At 69.3% G+C, this 18,294-nt stretch carries 15 protein-coding genes and 1 pseudogene; 12 read left to right on the top strand and 4 right to left on the bottom strand.

Annotation, left to right across the window (positions count from 1 at the left end; translation table 11 throughout):
* Together DI624_RS14460 and aat are read left to right on the top strand one after the other, a co-directional pair.
* Positions 1 to 286: pseudogene (locus DI624_RS14460) on the top strand (acetyl-CoA carboxylase biotin carboxylase subunit); the annotation flags it as partial.
* A 132-nt stretch (positions 287 to 418) separates the two neighbouring features.
* A complete protein-coding gene (gene aat, locus DI624_RS14455) occupies positions 419 to 1,099 on the top strand; it encodes a leucyl/phenylalanyl-tRNA--protein transferase (RefSeq protein WP_291539891.1) in 681 nt (226 codons plus the stop codon).
* Between the two features lie 341 nt (positions 1,100 to 1,440).
* Here the strand turns inward: aat and DI624_RS14450 are convergent, their stop codons facing one another.
* Together DI624_RS14450 and DI624_RS14445 are read right to left on the bottom strand one after the other, a co-directional pair.
* The gene (locus DI624_RS14450) at positions 1,441 to 2,100 is read right to left on the bottom strand and encodes a DUF2155 domain-containing protein (protein WP_291539889.1); all 660 of its coding nucleotides are present in this window, start codon (positions 2,098 to 2,100) and stop codon (positions 1,441 to 1,443) included.
* Positions 2,097 to 2,489, bottom strand: coding sequence for an NADH:ubiquinone oxidoreductase subunit NDUFA12 (locus tag DI624_RS14445; protein WP_291539887.1), 393 nt, complete (start codon positions 2,487 to 2,489; stop codon positions 2,097 to 2,099). Before DI624_RS14445 ends, DI624_RS14450 begins: the two co-directional genes overlap by 4 nt.
* A gap of 202 nt (positions 2,490 to 2,691) precedes the next feature.
* On the opposite strand from DI624_RS14445, the gene DI624_RS14440 reads away from it, so the two are divergent.
* The 3 genes from DI624_RS14440 to DI624_RS14430 all read left to right on the top strand — a co-directional run bounded on the left by DI624_RS14440 (position 2,692) and on the right by DI624_RS14430 (position 6,879).
* Positions 2,692 to 5,343: a TSCPD domain-containing protein gene (locus tag DI624_RS14440; RefSeq protein ID WP_291539885.1), complete on the top strand. Its 2,652-nt coding sequence runs from the start codon at positions 2,692 to 2,694 to the stop codon at positions 5,341 to 5,343.
* A gap of 57 nt (positions 5,344 to 5,400) precedes the next feature.
* Positions 5,401 to 5,895 (top strand): pentapeptide repeat-containing protein, encoded by a 495-nt coding sequence (locus DI624_RS14435; RefSeq protein WP_291539883.1) that lies wholly within the window; start codon positions 5,401 to 5,403, stop codon positions 5,893 to 5,895.
* 81 nt (positions 5,896 to 5,976) lie between these two features.
* Entirely contained in the window at positions 5,977 to 6,879 is a 903-nt protein-coding gene (locus DI624_RS14430; RefSeq protein ID WP_291539881.1) for a pentapeptide repeat-containing protein, read from the top strand.
* A gap of 56 nt (positions 6,880 to 6,935) precedes the next feature.
* On the opposite strand, the gene aspS is transcribed toward DI624_RS14430, so the two are convergent.
* Positions 6,936 to 8,768, bottom strand: coding sequence for an aspartate--tRNA ligase (gene aspS / locus DI624_RS14425; RefSeq protein WP_291539878.1), 1,833 nt, complete (start codon positions 8,766 to 8,768; stop codon positions 6,936 to 6,938).
* A gap of 146 nt (positions 8,769 to 8,914) precedes the next feature.
* Between aspS and DI624_RS14420 the strand changes: the two genes are divergently transcribed.
* The 4 genes from DI624_RS14420 (at position 8,915) to DI624_RS14405 (ending at position 13,750) form a co-directional block, all read left to right on the top strand.
* Entirely contained in the window at positions 8,915 to 9,202 is a 288-nt protein-coding gene (locus tag DI624_RS14420; protein WP_291539877.1) for a YciI family protein, read from the top strand.
* 87 nt (positions 9,203 to 9,289) lie between these two features.
* Positions 9,290 to 9,982, top strand: coding sequence for a DnaA/Hda family protein (locus tag DI624_RS14415; protein ID WP_291539874.1), 693 nt, complete (start codon positions 9,290 to 9,292; stop codon positions 9,980 to 9,982).
* A gap of 64 nt (positions 9,983 to 10,046) precedes the next feature.
* The gene (locus tag DI624_RS14410) at positions 10,047 to 12,263 is read left to right on the top strand and encodes an RNA degradosome polyphosphate kinase (protein WP_291539872.1); all 2,217 of its coding nucleotides are present in this window, start codon (positions 10,047 to 10,049) and stop codon (positions 12,261 to 12,263) included.
* Complete coding sequence (locus DI624_RS14405; RefSeq protein ID WP_291539870.1) at positions 12,263 to 13,750, top strand: Ppx/GppA phosphatase family protein; 1,488 nt, start codon at positions 12,263 to 12,265, stop codon at positions 13,748 to 13,750. Before DI624_RS14410 ends, DI624_RS14405 begins: the two co-directional genes overlap by 1 nt.
* A gap of 66 nt (positions 13,751 to 13,816) precedes the next feature.
* Here the strand turns inward: DI624_RS14405 and rnd are convergent, their stop codons facing one another.
* Complete coding sequence (rnd, locus tag DI624_RS14400) at positions 13,817 to 14,968, bottom strand: ribonuclease D (protein ID WP_291539868.1); 1,152 nt, start codon at positions 14,966 to 14,968, stop codon at positions 13,817 to 13,819.
* Positions 14,969 to 15,047: 79 nt separating this feature from the next.
* Between rnd and purM the strand changes: the two genes are divergently transcribed.
* From purM to DI624_RS14385, 3 genes are all read left to right on the top strand, one after another.
* Positions 15,048 to 16,085 carry a phosphoribosylformylglycinamidine cyclo-ligase gene (gene purM, locus DI624_RS14395; RefSeq protein WP_291539866.1) on the top strand — a complete coding sequence of 346 codons (1,038 nt, stop codon included), beginning with the start codon at positions 15,048 to 15,050 and terminating at the stop codon, positions 16,083 to 16,085.
* Between the two features lie 4 nt (positions 16,086 to 16,089).
* Positions 16,090 to 16,674 (top strand): phosphoribosylglycinamide formyltransferase, encoded by a 585-nt coding sequence (purN, locus tag DI624_RS14390; protein ID WP_291539865.1) that lies wholly within the window; start codon positions 16,090 to 16,092, stop codon positions 16,672 to 16,674.
* Positions 16,675 to 16,805: 131 nt separating this feature from the next.
* A partial coding sequence (locus tag DI624_RS14385) for a peptidase M13 (protein ID WP_291539863.1) occupies positions 16,806 to 18,294 on the top strand: 1,489 nt, incomplete at its 3' end.

Below are 18,294 nucleotides of genomic sequence, written 5' to 3'. Positions count from 1 at the left end.
CCACGCGCCGGGCGGCCTGGGCGTGCGTCTGGATAGCGCCATCTACGCCGGCTATTCGATCCCGCCCTATTACGACAGCCTGATCGGCAAGCTGATCGTGCACGGCCGCGACCGCGAGGAGGCCATCGCGCGGCTGAAACGCAGCCTGGGCGAGGTCGTCATCGGCGGCGTCGACACCACCATTCCACTGTTCCAGAAGCTGTTGGCCGAGCCGGACATCCTGTCGGGCGACTACGACATCCACTGGCTGGAGAAGTGGGCCGCCCGTCAGAAGGGCGACGCCTGACTTTCTTTTCGTCATTCTCGGCCTTGTGCCGAGAATCCAGACGTTCCGTCGTTGACGGAGTACGCTGCTCTCGCCACCGGGAGTCTGGATCCTCGCCACAAGGGCGAGGATGACGACGGTAGAGAACTGGCGATGAACGAACCGGACTTCAGCGCCAGCGGGCCTTTCGGCGGTTTCGGCCCCGAGGACCTGCTGGCCTGTTACGCCCGAGGCGTGTTTCCGATGGCCGAGTCGCGCGACGATCCGCGCGTCTTCATCGTCGAGCCGGACCAGCGCGGCGTCATCCCGCTGGACGCCTTCCATATCCCCAGCCGCCTGCGTCGCACGGTGCGGGGCGAACCGTTCGAGATCCGGGTCGACACGGCCTTCGAGGCGGTGCTGGACGGCTGCGCGGCGGCGCAAGGGCCGGATCGCGAAGACACCTGGATCAATGCGCCGATCCGGCGGCTGTATGCGGCCCTGTTCGCCATGGGGTTCGTCCATTCCATCGAATGCTGGCGGGACGAACGGCTGGTCGGCGGCCTATATGGGGTGTCGCTGGGCGGCGCCTTCTTCGGCGAAAGCATGTTCAGCCGCGCGCGGGATGCGTCGAAGGTCGCGCTGGTGCATCTGGTCGCACGGTTGCGTAAGGGCGGCTGGACCCTGTTGGACGCCCAGTTCCTGACCGATCACCTGAGCCAGTTCGGTGCGGTCGAAACCCCCCAGGCGGCCTATCTGGAGCGGCTTCAGCCGGCGCTGTCGGTCAGGCCGGACCAAGAGGCGTTGCGCGCGCCCCTGACCGGCGCAGAAGCGGTCGCTTTAGCCGGCGCCTGAGTCCGAGAAGATAGGTCTCTCAGTTCGTCATTCCGGGGCTGGGCGGAGCGAAGAACCCGGAACCCAGGGCCACATGCGCGTTGCTGGCCCCATTCAACGGCCCACGCGCCTCTCCTGGGTTCCGAGTTCGTCCTTCGGACGCCCCGGAATGACGACCGAGAGCAGGCGCGACTAACCCGCGCGATATTCGTCGAAACCGACCACGCCGTCGTGGTTGCGGTCCAGCCGGTCGAAGGCGGCGCGGCCATGAAGGCGGTGTTGGCGGCGTGGGACAGACGGATTTCGACCGTCTCGTCCTTCTTCAGCGGCGTCTTGCGATCCATGCCGGTCTCCTGGCCCGGTCAGTTCTTACAGCCGACCACCCAGGCGTCGTAATAGGGGTTCTGAACGCCGCTGATCGCCGGGGACGAGGCGAACATCCAGCCCCGGAAAATCTGGCGCGACGTATTCTGGCCGCGCGGCTGCAGAGAGACGTCCATATAGGCGATGGCGTCCTCGGTCAGTTCGTCGGGCGTGGTGACTTCGCAGGCGCGCGCGGCGAAGACCAGGTTGCGGTTGAAGCGCACGGGACGGCCGCCGACCTCGACCTCGAACTTCATGGTCTCGGCCGTGACCTTGTCGATGGCCTGCACGACCGCGAACTTGCGGCGTTGGCGACGGCCCGGGGTGGCGGGCTGGTCGATGGCCTTTTCGATCACCGGGCGCTCCGCCTTGACCTCTTCGTCGGCCTTTTCCTCGACGGCGGCGTCCTCGGCGATGACGATGGCGGGCGGCGGCGGCACGGCGACGGGCGCGCGGGGCGCCGGCGCGCCGGCGGGCGGGGTCTCGGTCGGAACGGCCGGCGCCGGCTGGGCCTGGGTCTTTCGCAGGATGTCGCCGATGGGATCCTGAACCGGGCGCGCCTCGCGCGGCGCGTCCTGAAGCCCGCTGGCCGTCACGGCCCCCGCGCCCAGCACGCCGACCAGGGCGGCGGCCGCCATCAGGATCCGGCGGGCTTTCACTCGGGCGTCCAGGCCTGGTAATCCCCGGTCGCGGCGGGGCGTTTGGCCTCGGCGGCCAGCGAGCCGGGCGGACGCCAGGCTAGGGGCGTGCCGGTCAGGTTGGGCAGATGCTCCTTCTCCCAGACGCGACGCGGCAGCGGCTGCTCGGTCGGCGGCAGGTCGAAGGTGTAGTGCAGCCAGCCGTGCCAGTCGGGCGTCACCTTGGAGGCCTCGGCATAGCCGTCGTAGATGACCCAGCGACGCTTGCGGCCGTCGTAGCTGACGTTGTCGCGGCTCTCGTAATAGCGGTTGCCGTTCTCGTCCTGGCCGACAAAGCGACCGCGCTTGGCGATGGTGAAGCGGGTGCCGATCGTGGCGCCCTCCCACCAGCCGAAAATCTTGCTCAACACGTCGTGAAATCCAACCGTAAGGGTTCGCCGCAAAGGAGCCGGCGTCTGGCGCGGATCATAGAAAGACGCGCCCTTTTCGTCCAGCGTTCAGGAGGCGGGCGTTGAATCGATATCTTGTGGGCAATCCGCCCTCGCGACACCAGATGTATTGGCGAAGGCGCGCGGGCGACATAGGCTGGCGCGATCCCATCGGAGAGACGCCATGCGCCTTCAATCCGGCTTCGCCCCCCGCGCCGAACGAGTCGCGATGGAGACCCGCGTCGTGGAACGGCCGGGCGGCGTGCGGCCCGTCCTGGCGCCCGCCGGCTGGTCGGACGCGCGGATCGAGGCCTGGCTGGACTGGATCGAGGCCGAGGGCCTGGGGGACGAGGCGGCGGGCGACTGGCTGGACGGGGGCGTGGACGCCTGGGCGGCGCGGCTGGCGAAGACGGGCCTGTCCGAAGGCGTGTTCGACACGGCGCAGGCCGCGCTGTTCGCCGCCGAACTGTCCGGCGCGCTGAAGCTGGGGCTGGCGGCGCCGGCGGCGTCGGGACCGGCGGCGGCCGGGGTCGTCGATCTGAACGATCCGGGCGCGGCGGCCATGCTGGCCGCGCATGGCGGACGCCGATCCGCCGCCCGGCTGGGCGCCCAGGCGGCGCGCGCCCTGGCCGAAGCCCTGGCCGGCGTGGCCGATGCGGTGGACCGTTGCGAGGGGCCGCGCGGCGACTGCGGCGATCCTTCGCGCAATCCGGCCCTGGGGCGGGCGGCGGCCCTGGCGCGGCGCTGCGGCGCCTCGGACGCCGACATCCTACGGGCGGTGGACGGGGAGCGCCCCCTGCCCGACCTCGACCCCGCGATCGAGGCCGCGCCGCTGGTCGCCCTGGCGGACCGCACGCAGATCGCGGCGGGCGCGCCCGAGGCCCTGCTGGCGGCGCAGGGCGCGCTGGACGGCGGATTGATCCTGGCCTTCGACCCGCGCGATGCGGAGGCGGCGACGGCGAAGGCGACGGCGCGGATGGCGATCGATCTGGCCGCCGTCATGGCGCTGGACGCCGAGACCGGCGACGATCCGGCGGCCGTGATCATCGCCCTGACGCGACTGCTGACCACGGCCCTGGACCTGACGACGCGGACGCCCGGGGTGATCGTCCTGGGGCTGGAGGGTCTGCTGGAGGCGGTCGCGCCGCTGGGCGAGGCGCGGCAGGCGCGAGCGCAAGGCGTGGCCGCCCTGATCGCGGCGACGGCGGGCGAGACATCGGCCGACCTGGCCGCCGTGCGGGGCGCTGCGCCCGATTGGACCGATCTGCAAGCCGCCGCCGAAGAGGCCCTGACGGTCCGGCGCCGGGCGCTGCGGACCCTCGCCGATCCGTTCGCGGACGCCGCCCTGGACATATCGACCGCCCCGCCCCGCGCCCGCCGCCATTCGGCCATCGGCCTGTTCGTGGACGATGCGGAGGCGCGGCTGCGGCTGGGCCGGGGCCGCCTCGCGGCCGTCGATGTGTTCCAGACGGCGGACGGCGAGATCGGGCGGCGGCTGCATCCGGCGCTGGCGGCGGCGCTGGCGGCGGGGGGCGGGGACGTCCAGGCGGCCGAACGCCATGTCTTCGGCCGTCGCACCCTGGTCGAGGCGCCGGGGCTGGACCACGCGGCGCTGCGGTCGCTGGGCTTCACCGACATCGAACTGGCGGCCATCGAACAGGCGCTGGCGGAGGCCGAGGATTTCGACGCCGTCTTCTCCGCTCCCGTCCTGGACCCCGGCTTCATCCGCGACGTGCTGGGGATCGAGGACGGCGACGGCCTGCTGCTGACCCTGCTGGGCGTGTCCGAGGAGGCCGAGGCCGCGGCCGCGCGCTGGGCGTTCGGCCATGGCGACCTGAGCGGCTGGGACGGGGCGCCGCCCGCCGAGGCCGCCCTGCTGGCCGATCCCGAGGGGGCCGAGGCCGAACTGCGCCGCGCCGTCGAGCCGTTCAGCGACCTGGCCGACATCGCGACCGAGACGACGCACTGGCGCGCCACCGCGGGCCAGGCGGCGCGCCTGATCGGCCAGGCGGCGCTGGACGGCCGCCGCGCCATCCGCTTGAAACGCGCCGAGCCGCCGGCCGCCCCGCTGCTGACCCTGCCCGCCGTCGAGACGGCCGCGCGCGCCGAACCCGCGCCCGTGCGCGAGCCGGCGCGTCCGACCGAACGGGTGGTGGAGCGGGTGGTCGAGCGCGAACGGGCGCGCCGCAAACTGCCCGACCGCCGCAAGGGCTATATCCAGAAGGCGGCGGTGGGCGGCCACAAGGTCTATATCCACACCGGCGAGTACGAAGACGGGGAACTGGGCGAGATCTTCATCGACATGCACAAGGAAGGCGCCGCCTTCCGCAGCCTGATGAACAACTTCGCCATCGCCATCTCCATCGGCCTGCAATACGGCGTGCCGCTGGACGAGTTCGTGGACGCCTTCGTCTTCACCCGGTTCGAACCGGCCGGGCGCGTGACCGGCAACGATTCCATCCGCTCGGCCAGCTCGATCCTGGACTACATCTTCCGTGAACTGGGCGTCTCCTATCTGGACCGCCACGAACTGGCCAATGGCGAGGCGGAGCCGCTGGACGGCGACGGGCTGGAGGGCGCGGCGCCGCAGGGCCAGGCCGTGCCCGCCGCCCGCTTCATCTCCAAGGGGTTCGCGCGGGGGTCCGCGCCCGACAATCTGGTGGTCCTGCCCTTCGGCAAGAAGGCCGAACCGGAGGCCCGCGGGGCGCCCGGCAGCGAGGCCGTCGCCTGCCCCGCCTGCGGCGACTTCACCCTGCAGCAACGCGGCGGCGGCTGGACCTGCGACACCTGCGGGGCGGCGCCGACCTTCGCATCGACCGGCGGCGATCAGGGCTAGATTAAGGGTTCTGGCCTAGGGTTTGCTTCAGGACGATCGAACGTCGGAGCCCGGTCCATGAAACGCACATTCTCTTTCGGCCTGATCGCCGCCGCCCTGCTGGCCGCCGCCACGCCCGCCCTGGCCCAGAACGCGGGCCAGATCGCCAGCGTGCGGCGCGGCGCCTCCTGCGCCGGCTGCAACCTGTTCCAGGGCGACTTCTCGGGCCTGGAGGCGCGCGGGTTGAACCTGGCGGGCGCACGGCTGCGTCAGTCGGACCTGAGCCTGAGCGTGATGAACCGCACCCGTTTCACCGGCGCCGACCTGCGCGACGTGGAGGGGTATGGCGGGGTCTTCTCCGGCTCCAACTTCTCGCGCGCCAACCTGACCAACGCCAGCTTCGTCGGCGCTTATCTGGAGGGGGCGAACTTCTCGGGCGCGATCTTGTCGGGCGTGAACCTGTCGGGCGCGCAGCTGGCGCGGGCCACGGGCCTGACCCAGGGCCAGTTGAACCGGGCCTGCGGCGACGCCTCCACCGTCCTGCCGCGCGGCCTTCGCATTCCCGCCTGCTGAGGGCCGCCGACCTTGCCGCGATTTAACGAAATTACCTCGATTTAAGTAGGTGACGCGGGGGTTTCGGGGCATTCAGGCCTGGTGAAACAGATCGCTGAACATATCCGGTTCCGACATGTCCTGGCCCTTCTGGCTCTTGGCCTGGGGGCGGGCGCCTGCCTGGGCGCGGCGCCGGCCAGCGCGGGCGTCGAGATGCTGCTTCAGGACCGCGACGTGGCCCGCACCGTGTCCCTGGGCGGGTCGTGCAACCGCTGCGAACTGTCGGGCCGGAACCTGTCGGGCGCCACCTTCACCGGGGCCAGCTTCATCAACGCCACCCTGGTCGGCGCCAATCTGCGCGGCGCCGAGATGCTGGGCTCGAACTTCACCGGCAGCGACTTCTCGCGCGCCAACCTGACCGGCGTTCAGGTGGTCGGGGCCAATTTCGCCTCGGCGAACTTCGCCGGGGCCTCCATGAGCGGCGTCGAAGCGCAGGGCGCCTCGTTCGTGCGGGCCAACCTGACCGGCGCCGATGTCTCCGGCGGCGAGATGCACGGGGTAAACTTCAACAGCGCCACCCTGGCGCGGGCCAATCTGTCGGGCGGCGAGCTGTTCGGGGCCACCCTGGCCAATGTCCGCGCGGCCGGCGCCAACTTCGCCGGATCGGAGCTGAACGCCTCCAACCTGTCGAACGGGGATTTCACCGGCGCGATCTTCAGCGGCGCCAGCCTGGACGGCGCGCGCCTCAGCGGCGGGACCTTCGCCCGGGCCGCCTTCAACGACGCCTCGATGCGCCGCGCCGACATCCGGGGAACGGACCTGTCGAGCGCGCGCGGCCTGACCCAGGGGCAGATCGGCGAGGCGTGCGGCGACGGCTCCACCCGGCTGCCCGGGGGGCTGACGGCCCGGGCGTGCCGCAGCGGCTCGATTCGCGTGATCCGCACGCCCCCCGCCCCGCCCGTGCCGCCGCGCGTCAGGAACCTCATCTCGATCGCCGAGAACTGAACGACAAAAAAGGGGACGCCGCGCGGCGTCCCCTTTCTCGTTCCGGCTCTGCGCGGTCAGACCTTGATCGGCGGCGCCGTGCGGATGTGCAGTTCCTTCAACTGACGTTCCTGAACGCCGGCTGGGGCGCTCATCAGCAGGTCCTCGCCCTGCTGGTTCAGCGGGAAGGCGATCACTTCGCGGATGGCCTGCTGGCCCGCCAGCAGCATGACGATGCGGTCGATGCCGGGAGCGAGGCCGCCGTGCGGCGGGGCGCCGTAGCGGAAGGCGTTCAGCATGCCCCCGAACTGCTCCTCGACCACCGAGGCGTCGTAGCCGGCGATGTCGAAGGCCTTCAGCATGATCTCGGCCTTGTGGTTACGGATCGCGCCCGAGCACAGTTCGTAGCCGTTGCAGACGATGTCGTACTGATAGGCGCGGATGGTCAGCGGGTCCTGGCTCTCCAGCGCGTCCAGCCCGCCCTGCGGCATCGAGAAGGGGTTATGTGAGAAGTCGATCTTCTTCTCTTCCTCGGACCATTCGAACATGGGGAAGTCGACGATCCAGCAGAATTTGAACTGGTCCTCGTCGACCAGCTTCAATTCGGTCCCGACGCGGGTGCGGGCCAGGCCGGCGAACTTGGCGAAGACCGAGGGATCGCCCGCGACGAAGAAGGCGGCGTCGCCCTGTCCCAGGCCCAGCGACGTCATCAGCGCCTGCGTCGGCTCCTGACCCAGGTTCTTGGCGATGGGGCCGCCCCAGGCGCCCTGGTCGTCGGACCAGAAGATATAGCCCAGGCCCGGCTGGCCTTCCCCTTGAGCCCACGAATTCATGCGGTCGCAGAAGGCGCGCGAGCCGCCGGTCGGCGCGGGGATCGCCCAGACCGCATTCTTCTGGTCCGCGCCCAGGATCTTGGCGAACAGGCCGAAACCGCCGTCGCGGAAGTGGTCGGAGACGACCTGCATCTTGATCGGATTGCGCAGGTCCGGCTTGTCCGAGCCGTACCAGGCCATCGACTGGGCGTAGGTCAGGCGCTCGAAGCCCTTGTGCTCGAACGTCTCGCCGAAGTCGTTGGTGAAGGCGTGGGTCTGGTCGATGGGCGAAACCGGCTTGCCCTCGCCGAATTCCTCGAACACGCCGTGCATGACCGGCTCGATGGCGGCGAAGACGTCTTCCTGGGTCACGAAGCTCATCTCGACGTCGAGCTGGTAGAACTCCAGCGAACGGTCGGCGCGCAGGTCCTCGTCGCGGAAGCAGGGGGCGATCTGGAAATAGCGATCGAAGCCCGAGACCATCAGCAGTTGCTTGAACTGCTGCGGCGCCTGGGGCAGCGCATAGAACTTGCCAGGATGCAGACGCGACGGCACCAGGAAGTCGCGCGCGCCTTCCGGCGACGAGGCCGTCAGGATGGGCGTCTGATACTCCAGAAAACCCTGCCCGAACATGCGGTTGCGGATCGACTGGATCACGCGCGAGCGCAGCACGATGTTTCGATGCAGGGTGTCGCGGCGCAGGTCGAGATAGCGGTGCTTGAGACGAATGTCCTCGGGATAATCCGGTTCGCCGAAGACGGGAAGCGGCAGTTCGGCGGCCTCGGACAAAACCTCGACGCCCCGGACGCGGACCTCGATCTCGCCGGTCGGCAGATTGGGGTTCACCACAGAGGCGTCGCGGGCGACCACTTCGCCATCGACGCGGATCACGCTCTCGGCGCGCAGGCGTTCGACGGCGGCGAAGCCGGGCGTCTCGGGGTGCAGGACCAGCTGCGTCAGGCCGTAGTGGTCGCGCAGGTCGATGAACAAGAGGCCGCCGTGGTCGCGCTTCCTGTGCACCCAGCCGGACAGGCGGACGGCGGAGCCGGCGTCGGAGGCGCGGAGCGCGCCGCAGGTGTGAGAGCGATAGGCGTGCATGAGAATCGTCTGGACTGGACCGCGCGCGCGGCGAAAATCGGAAGCGGCGTAGGGCGCATCATCCCCCCCGAAAGTCAAGGTTTCGGCCGTTGCAAAGCCCGTCGCAGGGCAGGATAAGGCGTTCGCCATCGTCAAAGAGGTCGCCCATGTTCGTCGTCACCATCACCTACACCCAGCCCATCGAGGCCATCGAGGCGAAGACGGCCGAGCACCGCGAATGGCTGGACCAGCACGTGGCCAGCGGCCTGATCGTGGCGGCCGGGCCCATGGTCCCGCGCACCGGCGGCATACTGATCGTCGCCAGCCGGGGCACGAAGGAAGAGCTCGAGGCCCTGCTGAAGGCCGATCCGTTCCAGGTCCACGGGCTGGCCGAATATGAAGTCGCCGAATTCAAGGCGGGCAAGCTGAACCCGGCCCTGGCCCCGTTCGCCTGATTTCATCCACAGCGAGGCGGTTTCCCTCCCCGAAACCAACAGAGGGGCGCCGACGCGGCTGACGACGGCCTCTGCTATGACGGCCCCATGCCCGCGCAAAGCGCCCCCTCCCGCCCCGGCCAGGGCCGCCCCCCCCAGGACCAGCTGCGCCTGCCGCTGGAACGTCCGGTCTCGGACCAGACCCTGGTGGTGTCCGACAGCAACGCCGAAGCGGTCCAGGTCCTGTCGCGCTGGCCCGACGGGGCGGGCGCGGTCCTGGCGCTGCACGGGCCGGCCGGATCGGGCAAGAGCCGCCTGGCCGCCGCCTGGGCCGAGCGGATCGGGGCCGTGCCGCTGAACGGGGCCGAAGCCGCCCTGATGGACCCGCTGGAGCTGGAGGGGCGGCCGGTCCTGCTGGACCGGGCGGCGGACGCCGACGACGAGAGCCTGTTCCATCTGATCAACCTGGCCCATGCGGGGGGCGGCCCCCTGCTGCTGGCGGCGCGTTCGGCTCCGCGCCAGTGGGCGGTCGCCCTGCCCGACCTGCGCTCGCGGCTGGACGCGGTGCGGACCGTGGCGATCGCGCCGCCCGACGACGCGGTGCTGTCGGCCATTCTGCGGGCCCGCTTCGCCGAACGCAGCATCGCCCCCGCCGACGAGGTGATCGACTATCTGGTGCGGCGTCTGGACCGCTCGGCCGAGGCCGCCGCCCTGGCCGTCGAACGGCTGGACGCCCTGCACCGCCCCGTCACCCGGGTCCTGGCCCGCCAGGTGCTGGACGCCCTGGACGCGGAAGCCTAGATCGGGACGACGAAATTGTCGCCCCCCGCTTGCGGCCGTCACAGACGCGCGCGAGAACCGGGGCATGACCGACGCCGCGATCCATGACGACACCCGAGGCGAAGAGGTTCCGGCCTCGCGCGCGCCCCAGCTGATGCTCAGCGAAGAGCTGATGGCCTCGCCCAGCCGGTTCTTCAATCGCGAAATCTCCTGGCTGGCGTTCAACGAGCGGGTGCTGGAAGAGGCGGCCAATCCCAACCACCCGCTGCTGGAGCGGCTGCGCTTCCTGTCGATCTCGGCCAACAATCTGGACGAGTTCTTCATGACCCGCGTGGCCGGGCTGAAGGGCCAGCTGCGCGAGCGGGTGCGGGTGCTGTCGGCCGACGGCCTGACCCCGGCCGAACAGCTGGAGCAGATCAATATCGCCGCCGGCGAGCTGATGGCCGAGCAGCAGTTGCGCTGGCGTCAGCTGAAGAAGGAGCTGACCGCCGCCGGCATCGAGGTCGTCGATCGCCAGCGCATCACCAAGACCGAGCGCGAGCGGCTGGAGCCCGAGTTCCTGAACCAGCTGTTCGCGGTGCTGACGCCGCTGGCCATCGACCCGGCGCACCCCTTTCCCTTTCTGCCCAACCTGGGCTTCTCGCTGGCGCTGAAGCTGAAGAGAAAGGGCGAGACCAAGACCTTCTACGCCCTGGTGCCGGTGCCGACCCAGGTGCGCCGGTTCTGGGAACTGCCGACCGACGGCCGCTCCACGCCGGGGCACAAGCGGTTCATCACGCTGGAAAACGTGCTGCTGCTGTTCATCGACCACCTGTTCCCCGGCTGCGATGTTCAGGAGAAGGGCGTGCTGCGCCTGATCCGCGACAGCGACATCGAGATCGAGGAAGAAGCCGAGGACCTGGTGCTGGAGTTCGAGGAGGCGCTGAAGCAGCGTCGCCTGGGCTCGGTCGTGCGCGTCAAGATCGAGGCGTCCATGCCCGCCGACCTGCGCGACTTCATCGTCGGCGAACTGGAGGCGGCGCCTCAGGACGTGGTGCTGGTGGACGGGATGCTGGGCCTGGCCCAGCTGTCGGACCTGATCGGCGGCGGCCATCCCGACCTGAAGTTCAAGGGCTATGAGCCGCGCTATCCCGAGCGGGTGCGCGACAACGGCGGCGACGTCTTCGCCGCCATCCGCGAAAAGGACATGCTGATCCACCACCCGTTCGAGAGCTTCGACGTGGTGGTGCAGTTCCTGCGCCAGGCCGCGCGCGATCCGAACGTCATCGCGATCAAACAGACGCTCTATCGCACGTCCAAGGACAGCCCCATCGTCGCGGCCCTGATCGAGGCGGCCGAGAACGGCAAGAACGTCACCGCCCTGGTCGAGCTGAAGGCCCGCTTCGACGAGGAGGCCAATCTGCGCTGGGCGCGGGCGATGGAGCGAGCCGGGGTCCACGTCGTCTTCGGCTTCGTCGAATACAAGACCCACGCCAAGCTGAGCGTCGTGGTGCGCCGCGAGGGCGAGGGCCTGCGCACCTACTGCCACTTCGGCACCGGCAACTATCACCCGGTCACGGCCAAGATCTACACCGACCTGTCTCTGTTCAGCTGCGATCCCGTCCTGGGGCGCGATGCGACCAAGGTGTTCAACTACATCACCGGATACGCCACGCCCGACCATCTGGAAGCCCTGGTGGTGTCGCCGCTGAACATGAAGTCGACCCTGATCGAACTGATCGGCAAGGAAATGTCGGCGGCGGCCATGGGCAAGCCCGCCGCGATCTGGGTCAAGCTCAATGCGTTGGTGGACGTGGAGATCATCGACGCCCTGTATCGCGCCAGCCAGTGGGGCGTGCGGATCGACCTGGTGGTGCGCGGCATCTGCTGTCTGCGGCCGGGCGTGCCGGGCCTGTCGGAGAACATCCGGGTCAAGTCGATCGTCGGCCGCTTCCTGGAACACAGCCGCATCGTCTGTTTCGCCAACGGCAAGGACCTGCCGCACGACAAGGCCAAGGTCTTCATCTCATCGGCCGATTGGATGACGCGCAACCTGGACCGCCGGGTCGAACTGATGACGCCGATCAGGAACGCCACCGTCCACGACCAGATTCTGGACCAGATCATGGTCGCCAATCTGAAGGACGACGCGCAAAGCTGGGTGCTGGACGCCGAGGGGCGCTATACCCGCGTCACGCCCGCCGACCCGGAACGACCCTTCTCGGCGCACAAATACTTCATGACCAATCCCAGCCTGTCGGGCCGCGGGCGCAAGGCCAAGAGCCTGCCCGCCGTCCTGCGCTACGAGCGTCCCGGCCGCTGATGCCCGAGGTTCAGCTGACCGACCGCGACATCGCGGCCATCGACATCGGCTCCAACTCGGTGAGGCTGGTGCTGTACAAGCTGGAAGGCCGGGCGATCTGGACCGTCTACAACGAGAAGGTGCTGGCCGGCCTGGGCCGCGACCTACCGACGACGGGCAAGCTGTCGCCCGACGGGGTGGCGATGGCGATAACGGCCCTGCGCCGGTTCGCCGCCGTGCTGGAAGGCGTGCGGCCCGACGCCACCCTGATCGCCGCCACGGCCGCCGTGCGCGAAGCCATCGACGGCCCCGATTTCTGTAAGCGCGTGGCCGCCGAGATCGGGCTGAACATCCGCGTGCTTTCGGGCGAGGAAGAAGCCCGGTACGCCGCCATGGGGGTGCTGGCCGGCGCGCCCCAGGCCCACGGCGTCTCGGCCGACATGGGCGGCGCCAGCCTGGAGCTGACGAGGCTGAACGGAGACGGCGTGGAGCGCGGCCTGACCCTGCCCTTGGGGCCCTTCGCCCTGGCCGACGGCAAGGGATTCGACGCCGACCGCGTCAAGGCCCGCATCGACCAGGTGCTGAAACCCGTCGCGGCCCAGTTCCAGAGCGAACGCCTCTACGCCGTCGGCGGCGCCTGGCGCACCCTGGCCCAGGTGCAGATGGCGCTGAAGTCCTATCCCCTGCGGGTGGTGCATCAGTACCAGATGTTGGCCGAAGACGCGCTGGAGGCCGCGCGTCTGGTCGCCCAGCAGTCGGCGGCGGGCCTGGCCAAACTGCCCGGCGTGTCCAGGAAGCGGGCCGAGACCCTGCCCTACGCCGGCCTGGTGCTCGAGGGGTTGATCAGACATCTGGACCTGAAACAGATCGAGATGTCGGCGTGGGGCGTGCGCGAGGGCCTGCTGTTCGAAACGCTGGACGCGGCGACGCGCACGGCCGATCCGCTGCTGGCCGGGTGCAAGGCCCTGGGCGGGCGTCAGGGCGTGTCCCCCGCCCTGCCCGGCGCGCTGAACGGCTGGATCGCCGAGATCGTGGACGCCCTGCCCCCTGTCTTCGGGGAAAGGCGCGACGCCGTCCTGACGGCCGCCGCCTGCCGCCTCGCCGACCTCGGCGCTCGACTGCATCCCGACCACAGGCTGGAGCTTGTGTTCGACCAGGTGCTGCGCGCGCCCGTCGCCGGCATCAGCCATGCTGAGCGGGCCTTTCTGGCCAGCGCCCTGAACGCCCGCTATGGCGGCGCGCCCGCCACGCCCCAGCCGGAGGTCATCGACCGGCTGCTGGGCGGCGACGCGGCCAAACGCGCCCGCGCCATCGGCCTGGCCATCCGCCTGGCCTGCGACCTGTCGGGCCGCTCGCCTCAACTGCTGGCCAATGCGACGGCGAAGGTGAAGGGCGGCGATCTGCGCCTGACCGCGACCGAAGGCTATGCCGACGTCCTGCTGGGCGAACAGACGAAAAAGCGCGCCAAGGCTCTGGCCGAGGCGATGGGCCTGGGGCTGAAGATCTAGGCCGACAACCGCAATCTTGACGCCGCCATCCTCGCCACAAGGGCGAGGATGACGGCGTTTAGAGGCTCAACCCTCGATCTCGACGACCTCGACCCGCGCGCCGTTCAGCACCAGGGCGATCTCGCCGCGTTTCAGCTTCAGCGCGTCCTCACCGAAGATCTGGCGGCGCCAGCCCTTCAGGGCGTCGATGTCGGCGTCGTCGCTGATGGCGATCTTTTCCAGGTCGGAGACGGTGGCGATCAGCTTGGAGGCCACGCCGGCGTTGTCGCTCTTGGCCTTCAGCAGCACCTTCAGCAGTTCCACGACCGAAGGCGGGGCCGGCTGGCGGTGGGCCGGGCGCTCCATCTCGGGGGCGAAGGCTTCCGGGTCAGCCAGGACGCGCTTCAACTCCTCGGCCAGCTCCAGCCCCAGGCGGGAGCCCCCGAACCCCTTGGGCACGGAGCGCAGGCGGTTGAAGGCGTCAGGGTCGGTGGGGGTCTGCTGGGCGATCTCGTCCACGCCCTCGTCCTTCAGGATGCGGCCGCGCGGCTGATCCCGCTCCTGCGCCGCGCGCTCGCGCCAGACGGCGACGGCCTTGAAGGCGGCCAGATATTTGGCCGAGAACTTCTTGGGTTTCAGCCGCTTCCAGGCGTTTTCGGGATTGGTGTCGTAAAGAGCCGGATCGGTCAGCCCCTCCATTTCCGACATCACCCAGTCCAGCCGCCCGTCCTTCTGCAGCCGGTCGCGCAGCTTGGGATAGAGGGCCGCCAGATGGGTCACGTCGCCCAGGGCATAGACCAGTTGGCTGTCCGACAGCGGTCGGCGCGCCCAGTCGGTGAAGCGGCTGCCCTTGTCCACCTCGATGCGCAGCATCTGCCGCACCAGCGAATCATAGGCCACCTGCTCGCCGAAGCCCGCCGCCATCGCCGCGACCTGGGTGTCGAACAGCGGTTTGGGCATGGCGCCCAGCCGCACGAAGATCTCCACGTCCTGGCGACAGGCGTGGAAGACCTTGACGATCCTCTCGTCGCGCAACAGGTCCAGGAATGGCGCCAGGTCCAGCCCGTCCGCCATCGGGTCGATGATGGCGGCGTGATCGGCCGAGGCGGCCTGGATAAGGCACAGCCGGGGCCAATAGGTCGTTTCCCGCATGAACTCGGTGTCGACCGTAATGAAGGGGGCGGAGGATACGCGGGCGCAGAACTCGGCCAGCGCCTCATTGGTGGTGATCGGCGTCATTCCGGTGCTATAGCCCCCCGGAACCCATCCGTGGCAAGAGCCGCGCTGCATTTCCGCCCCGATTCCAGGCCCAAGACCCATGAGCGACACCCAAAAGCCTCTCGAAAACGGCCTGACCTATGCCGACGCGGGCGTGGACATCGACGCGGGCGAGATGCTGGTCGAACACATCAAGCCCCTGGCCAAATCCACGGCGCGCCCCGGATCGGAGCCGTCGCTGGGCGGATTCGGCGCCCTGTTCGACCTGAAGGCCGCCGGGTTCGAAGATCCGCTGATCGTCACCACCACCGATGGCGTCGGCACCAAGCTGAAGATCGCCATCGAGACCGGCCGCCACGACGGCGTCGGCGTCGACCTGGTGGCCATGTGCGTCAACGACTTGTTGGCCCAGGGCGCCGAGCCCCTGCTGTTCCTGGACTATTACGCCACCGGCCGGCTTGAAATCGACGCCGCACGCCGCGTCGTCGCCGGCATCGCCGAGGGCTGTCGCCAGGCCGGTTGCGCCCTGGTCGGGGGCGAGACGGCGGAAATGCCGGGCATGTACACCGAGGGCGACTACGACCTGGCGGGCTTCAGCCTGGGCGCGGTGGAGCGCGGCCACGCCCTGCCCTATCTGGACCGTCAGGCGGCGGGCGACATCGTCATCGGCCTGGCCTCCACCGGCCCGCATTCGAACGGCTATTCGCTGGTCCGCAAGGTGGTGGAGAAGTCCGGCCTCGGCTGGGGCGACGACGCCCCCTTCGCCAAGGATCGCTCCCTGGCCCAGGCCCTGATGGAGCCGACCCGCATCTATGTGAAGCCGGTCCTGCCGATCATGAAGGCGGGACTGGTCAAGGGCGCGGCCCACATCACCGGCGGCGGCCTGATCGAGAACCCGCCCCGCTGCATCGCCGAGGGGCTGAAGGCGTCGTTCGACTGGGACGCCTGGCCCATGCCCGCCGTCTTCCAGTGGCTGGCCGAAACCGGCGGGATCAGCGACCACGAGATGCGCCGCACCTTCAACTGCGGCGTTGGCTTCATCCTGATCGTCGCGCCCGAGAACGCCGAACCCGTCCTGGCCGCCCTGCTGAACGCAGGCGAAGTCGCCTTCGTCTGCGGACAACTGGAAAACGCCTGATCTCGTGAAGACGCGCGTCGCCATCCTGATTTCGGGGGCCGGTTCGAACATGGCCGCCCTGATCGACGCCGCGCGCCGGCCGGACAGCGGTTACGAAGCGGCCCTGGTCGTCTCGAACGTCGAGGGCGCGGGCGGTCTGGCGATCGCGGCGGCCAAGGGTGTCGCGACCGCGACCGTGGCGCACAAGGCCTTCGGCAAGGACCGCGAGGCGCACGAGCGGGCCGTGGACGCCGTGCTGCGCGAGGCGGCGATCGAAGTCGTCGCCCTGGCCGGCTATATGCGGGTGCTGACGCCGTGGCTGGTCGGCGGCTGGCGCGGCCGGATGCTGAACATCCACCCCAGCCTGCTGCCCCTCTATCCCGGTCTGGACACCCACGCCCGCGCCATTCGAGCAGGCGACGCCGAGGCCGGCTGCACCGTGCATCTGGTCACTGAGGGAGTGGACGAAGGCCCCATACTGGGCCAGGCCCGCGTGCCCATCGTCGAGGGGGACACGCCCGGCGCCCTGGCCGAACGGGTCAAGACGGCCGAACATGAGCTTTATCCGCGCGTGCTGCGGGCGTTCTGCCGCGGTTTGGAACGGGGCTGACCCGCCCATCCCGCCCGTCCTCGTGAAAGCGGACATCGGCGGAGACGAAGAACCAAGATTACAAAAACGTCATGCGACAGACCGCCGCACCGGCGCGATGGTGCCGCCGACCAAAACGGGACTGTTTCTTCATGAATCGCATTCGTCTGATGGCCGCCTGCTCGGCCTGTATCGTCGTCGCCCTGACCGGCGGCGCGGCCTCGGCCCAGGACCATTCGCACGGCGCGGCCGCCGCCCATCCGTTCGGAACCTGGGGCTTCGATCTGGCCGGCCGCGACACGACGGTGAAGCCGGGCGACGACTTCAACGAATACGCCAACGGAACCTATCTGCGCACGACCGACATTCCCGCCGACAAGGCGCGGTTCGGCCCGTTCGACGTTCTGTACGAAAACGCCCAGGCCCAGCTGAAATCCATCATCGAGACCAGCGCGGCAAATCCGGCCAACGACAACGCCCGCAAGGTCGGCGCCCTGTACGCCAGCTTCATGGACGAGGCCCGGATCGAGCAGCTGGGGGCCGCGCCCCTGGCGGCCGATCTGGCCGCGGTCAAGGCCGTGACCGACCACGCCGGCATGGCGCGCCTGATGGGCGAAAGCCATGCGGGCTTTGGCGCCTCGCTGTTCGGCGTCGACGTGTTCGAGGACCTGCAGAAGCCCGACCTGAACTCGGCCTATCTGGGTCAGGGATCGCTGGGCCTGCCCGACCGCGACTACTATCTGAAGCCCGACTTCGCCGCCCAGCGCGAGGCCTATCTGGCCTATCTGACAAGCACCCTGACGGCCATCGGCTGGACCGAACCGGCCAAGGCCGCCGCCGACATCCTGGCCTTTGAAACCAAGGTCGCCGACAAACAGTGGACCACAGTCCAGCGTCGCCAGATCGACAAGCTCTACAACCCGACCAAGGCCGCCGACCTGCCGACCCTGGCTCCCGGCTTCGACTGGGCCGCCTTCATGGCCGGCGCCCAGGTGTCGGAGGTCGACACCCTGGTGCTGATGGAAAACACCGCCATCCCCGGCATCGCCCAGGTGTTCGCCGACACCCCCATCGAGACGCTGAAGGCCTGGCAGGCGTTCAATGTGGTCGACCAGGCCAGCCCCTATCTGTCCAAGGCGTTCGTCGACGCCCGCTTCGACTTCCGCGGCAAGACCCTGCGCGGCCAGCCCGAGAACCGTCCGCGCTGGAACCGGGGCGTGGCCCTGGTCGACGGCCAGCTGGGCGAGGTGCTGGCCCAGGAATATGTCCGCCTGCATTTCCCCGCCTCGTCCAAGGCCCAGATGGAGGCCCTGGTCGGCAATATCCGCGACGCCATGACCGAGCGGCTGAAACACGTCGACTGGATGAGCGAGCCGACGCGCGAACAGGCGCTGTACAAGATGTCCAAGTTCGGGGTGAAGATCGGCTATCCTGACAAATGGCGCAGCTACGACGGGCTGGAGCTGAAGCCCGACGATCTCTACGGCAACGTCGAACGGTCCTCGGCCTTCGAATGGGCCTACAAGCGCGGCAAGATCGGCAAGCCGGTCGATCCGCTGGAATGGGGCATGACGCCCCAGACGGTGAACGCCTATTACAACCCGCCGCGCAACGAGATCGTCTTCCCGGCCGCCATCCTGC

Source organism: Brevundimonas sp. (assembly GCF_003248455.1).
Classification (GTDB): Bacteria; Pseudomonadota; Alphaproteobacteria; order Caulobacterales; family Caulobacteraceae; genus Brevundimonas.
Note: the sequence above shows the minus strand (reverse complement) of the source record. Positions and strands in the feature narration are given on the sequence as shown.

Bases quoted from the DNA above. Each gene is read 5' to 3' on its own strand.
- aat (WP_291539891.1), top strand. From the start codon at position 419: ATGAACGAACCGGACTTCAGCGCCAGCGGGCCTTTCGGCGGTTTCGGC.
- DI624_RS14440 (WP_291539885.1), top strand. From the start codon at position 2,692: ATGCGCCTTCAATCCGGCTTCGCCCCCCGCGCCGAACGAGTCGCGATG.
- DI624_RS14435 (WP_291539883.1), top strand. From the start codon at position 5,401: ATGAAACGCACATTCTCTTTCGGCCTGATCGCCGCCGCCCTGCTGGCC.
- aspS (WP_291539878.1), bottom strand. From the start codon at position 8,768: ATGCACGCCTATCGCTCTCACACCTGCGGCGCGCTCCGCGCCTCCGAC.
- DI624_RS14420 (WP_291539877.1), top strand. From the start codon at position 8,915: ATGTTCGTCGTCACCATCACCTACACCCAGCCCATCGAGGCCATCGAG.
- DI624_RS14415 (WP_291539874.1), top strand. From the start codon at position 9,290: ATGCCCGCGCAAAGCGCCCCCTCCCGCCCCGGCCAGGGCCGCCCCCCC.
- DI624_RS14410 (WP_291539872.1), top strand. From the start codon at position 10,047: ATGACCGACGCCGCGATCCATGACGACACCCGAGGCGAAGAGGTTCCG.
- DI624_RS14405 (WP_291539870.1), top strand. From the start codon at position 12,263: ATGCCCGAGGTTCAGCTGACCGACCGCGACATCGCGGCCATCGACATC.
- rnd (WP_291539868.1), bottom strand. From the start codon at position 14,968: ATGACGCCGATCACCACCAATGAGGCGCTGGCCGAGTTCTGCGCCCGC.
- purM (WP_291539866.1), top strand. From the start codon at position 15,048: ATGAGCGACACCCAAAAGCCTCTCGAAAACGGCCTGACCTATGCCGAC.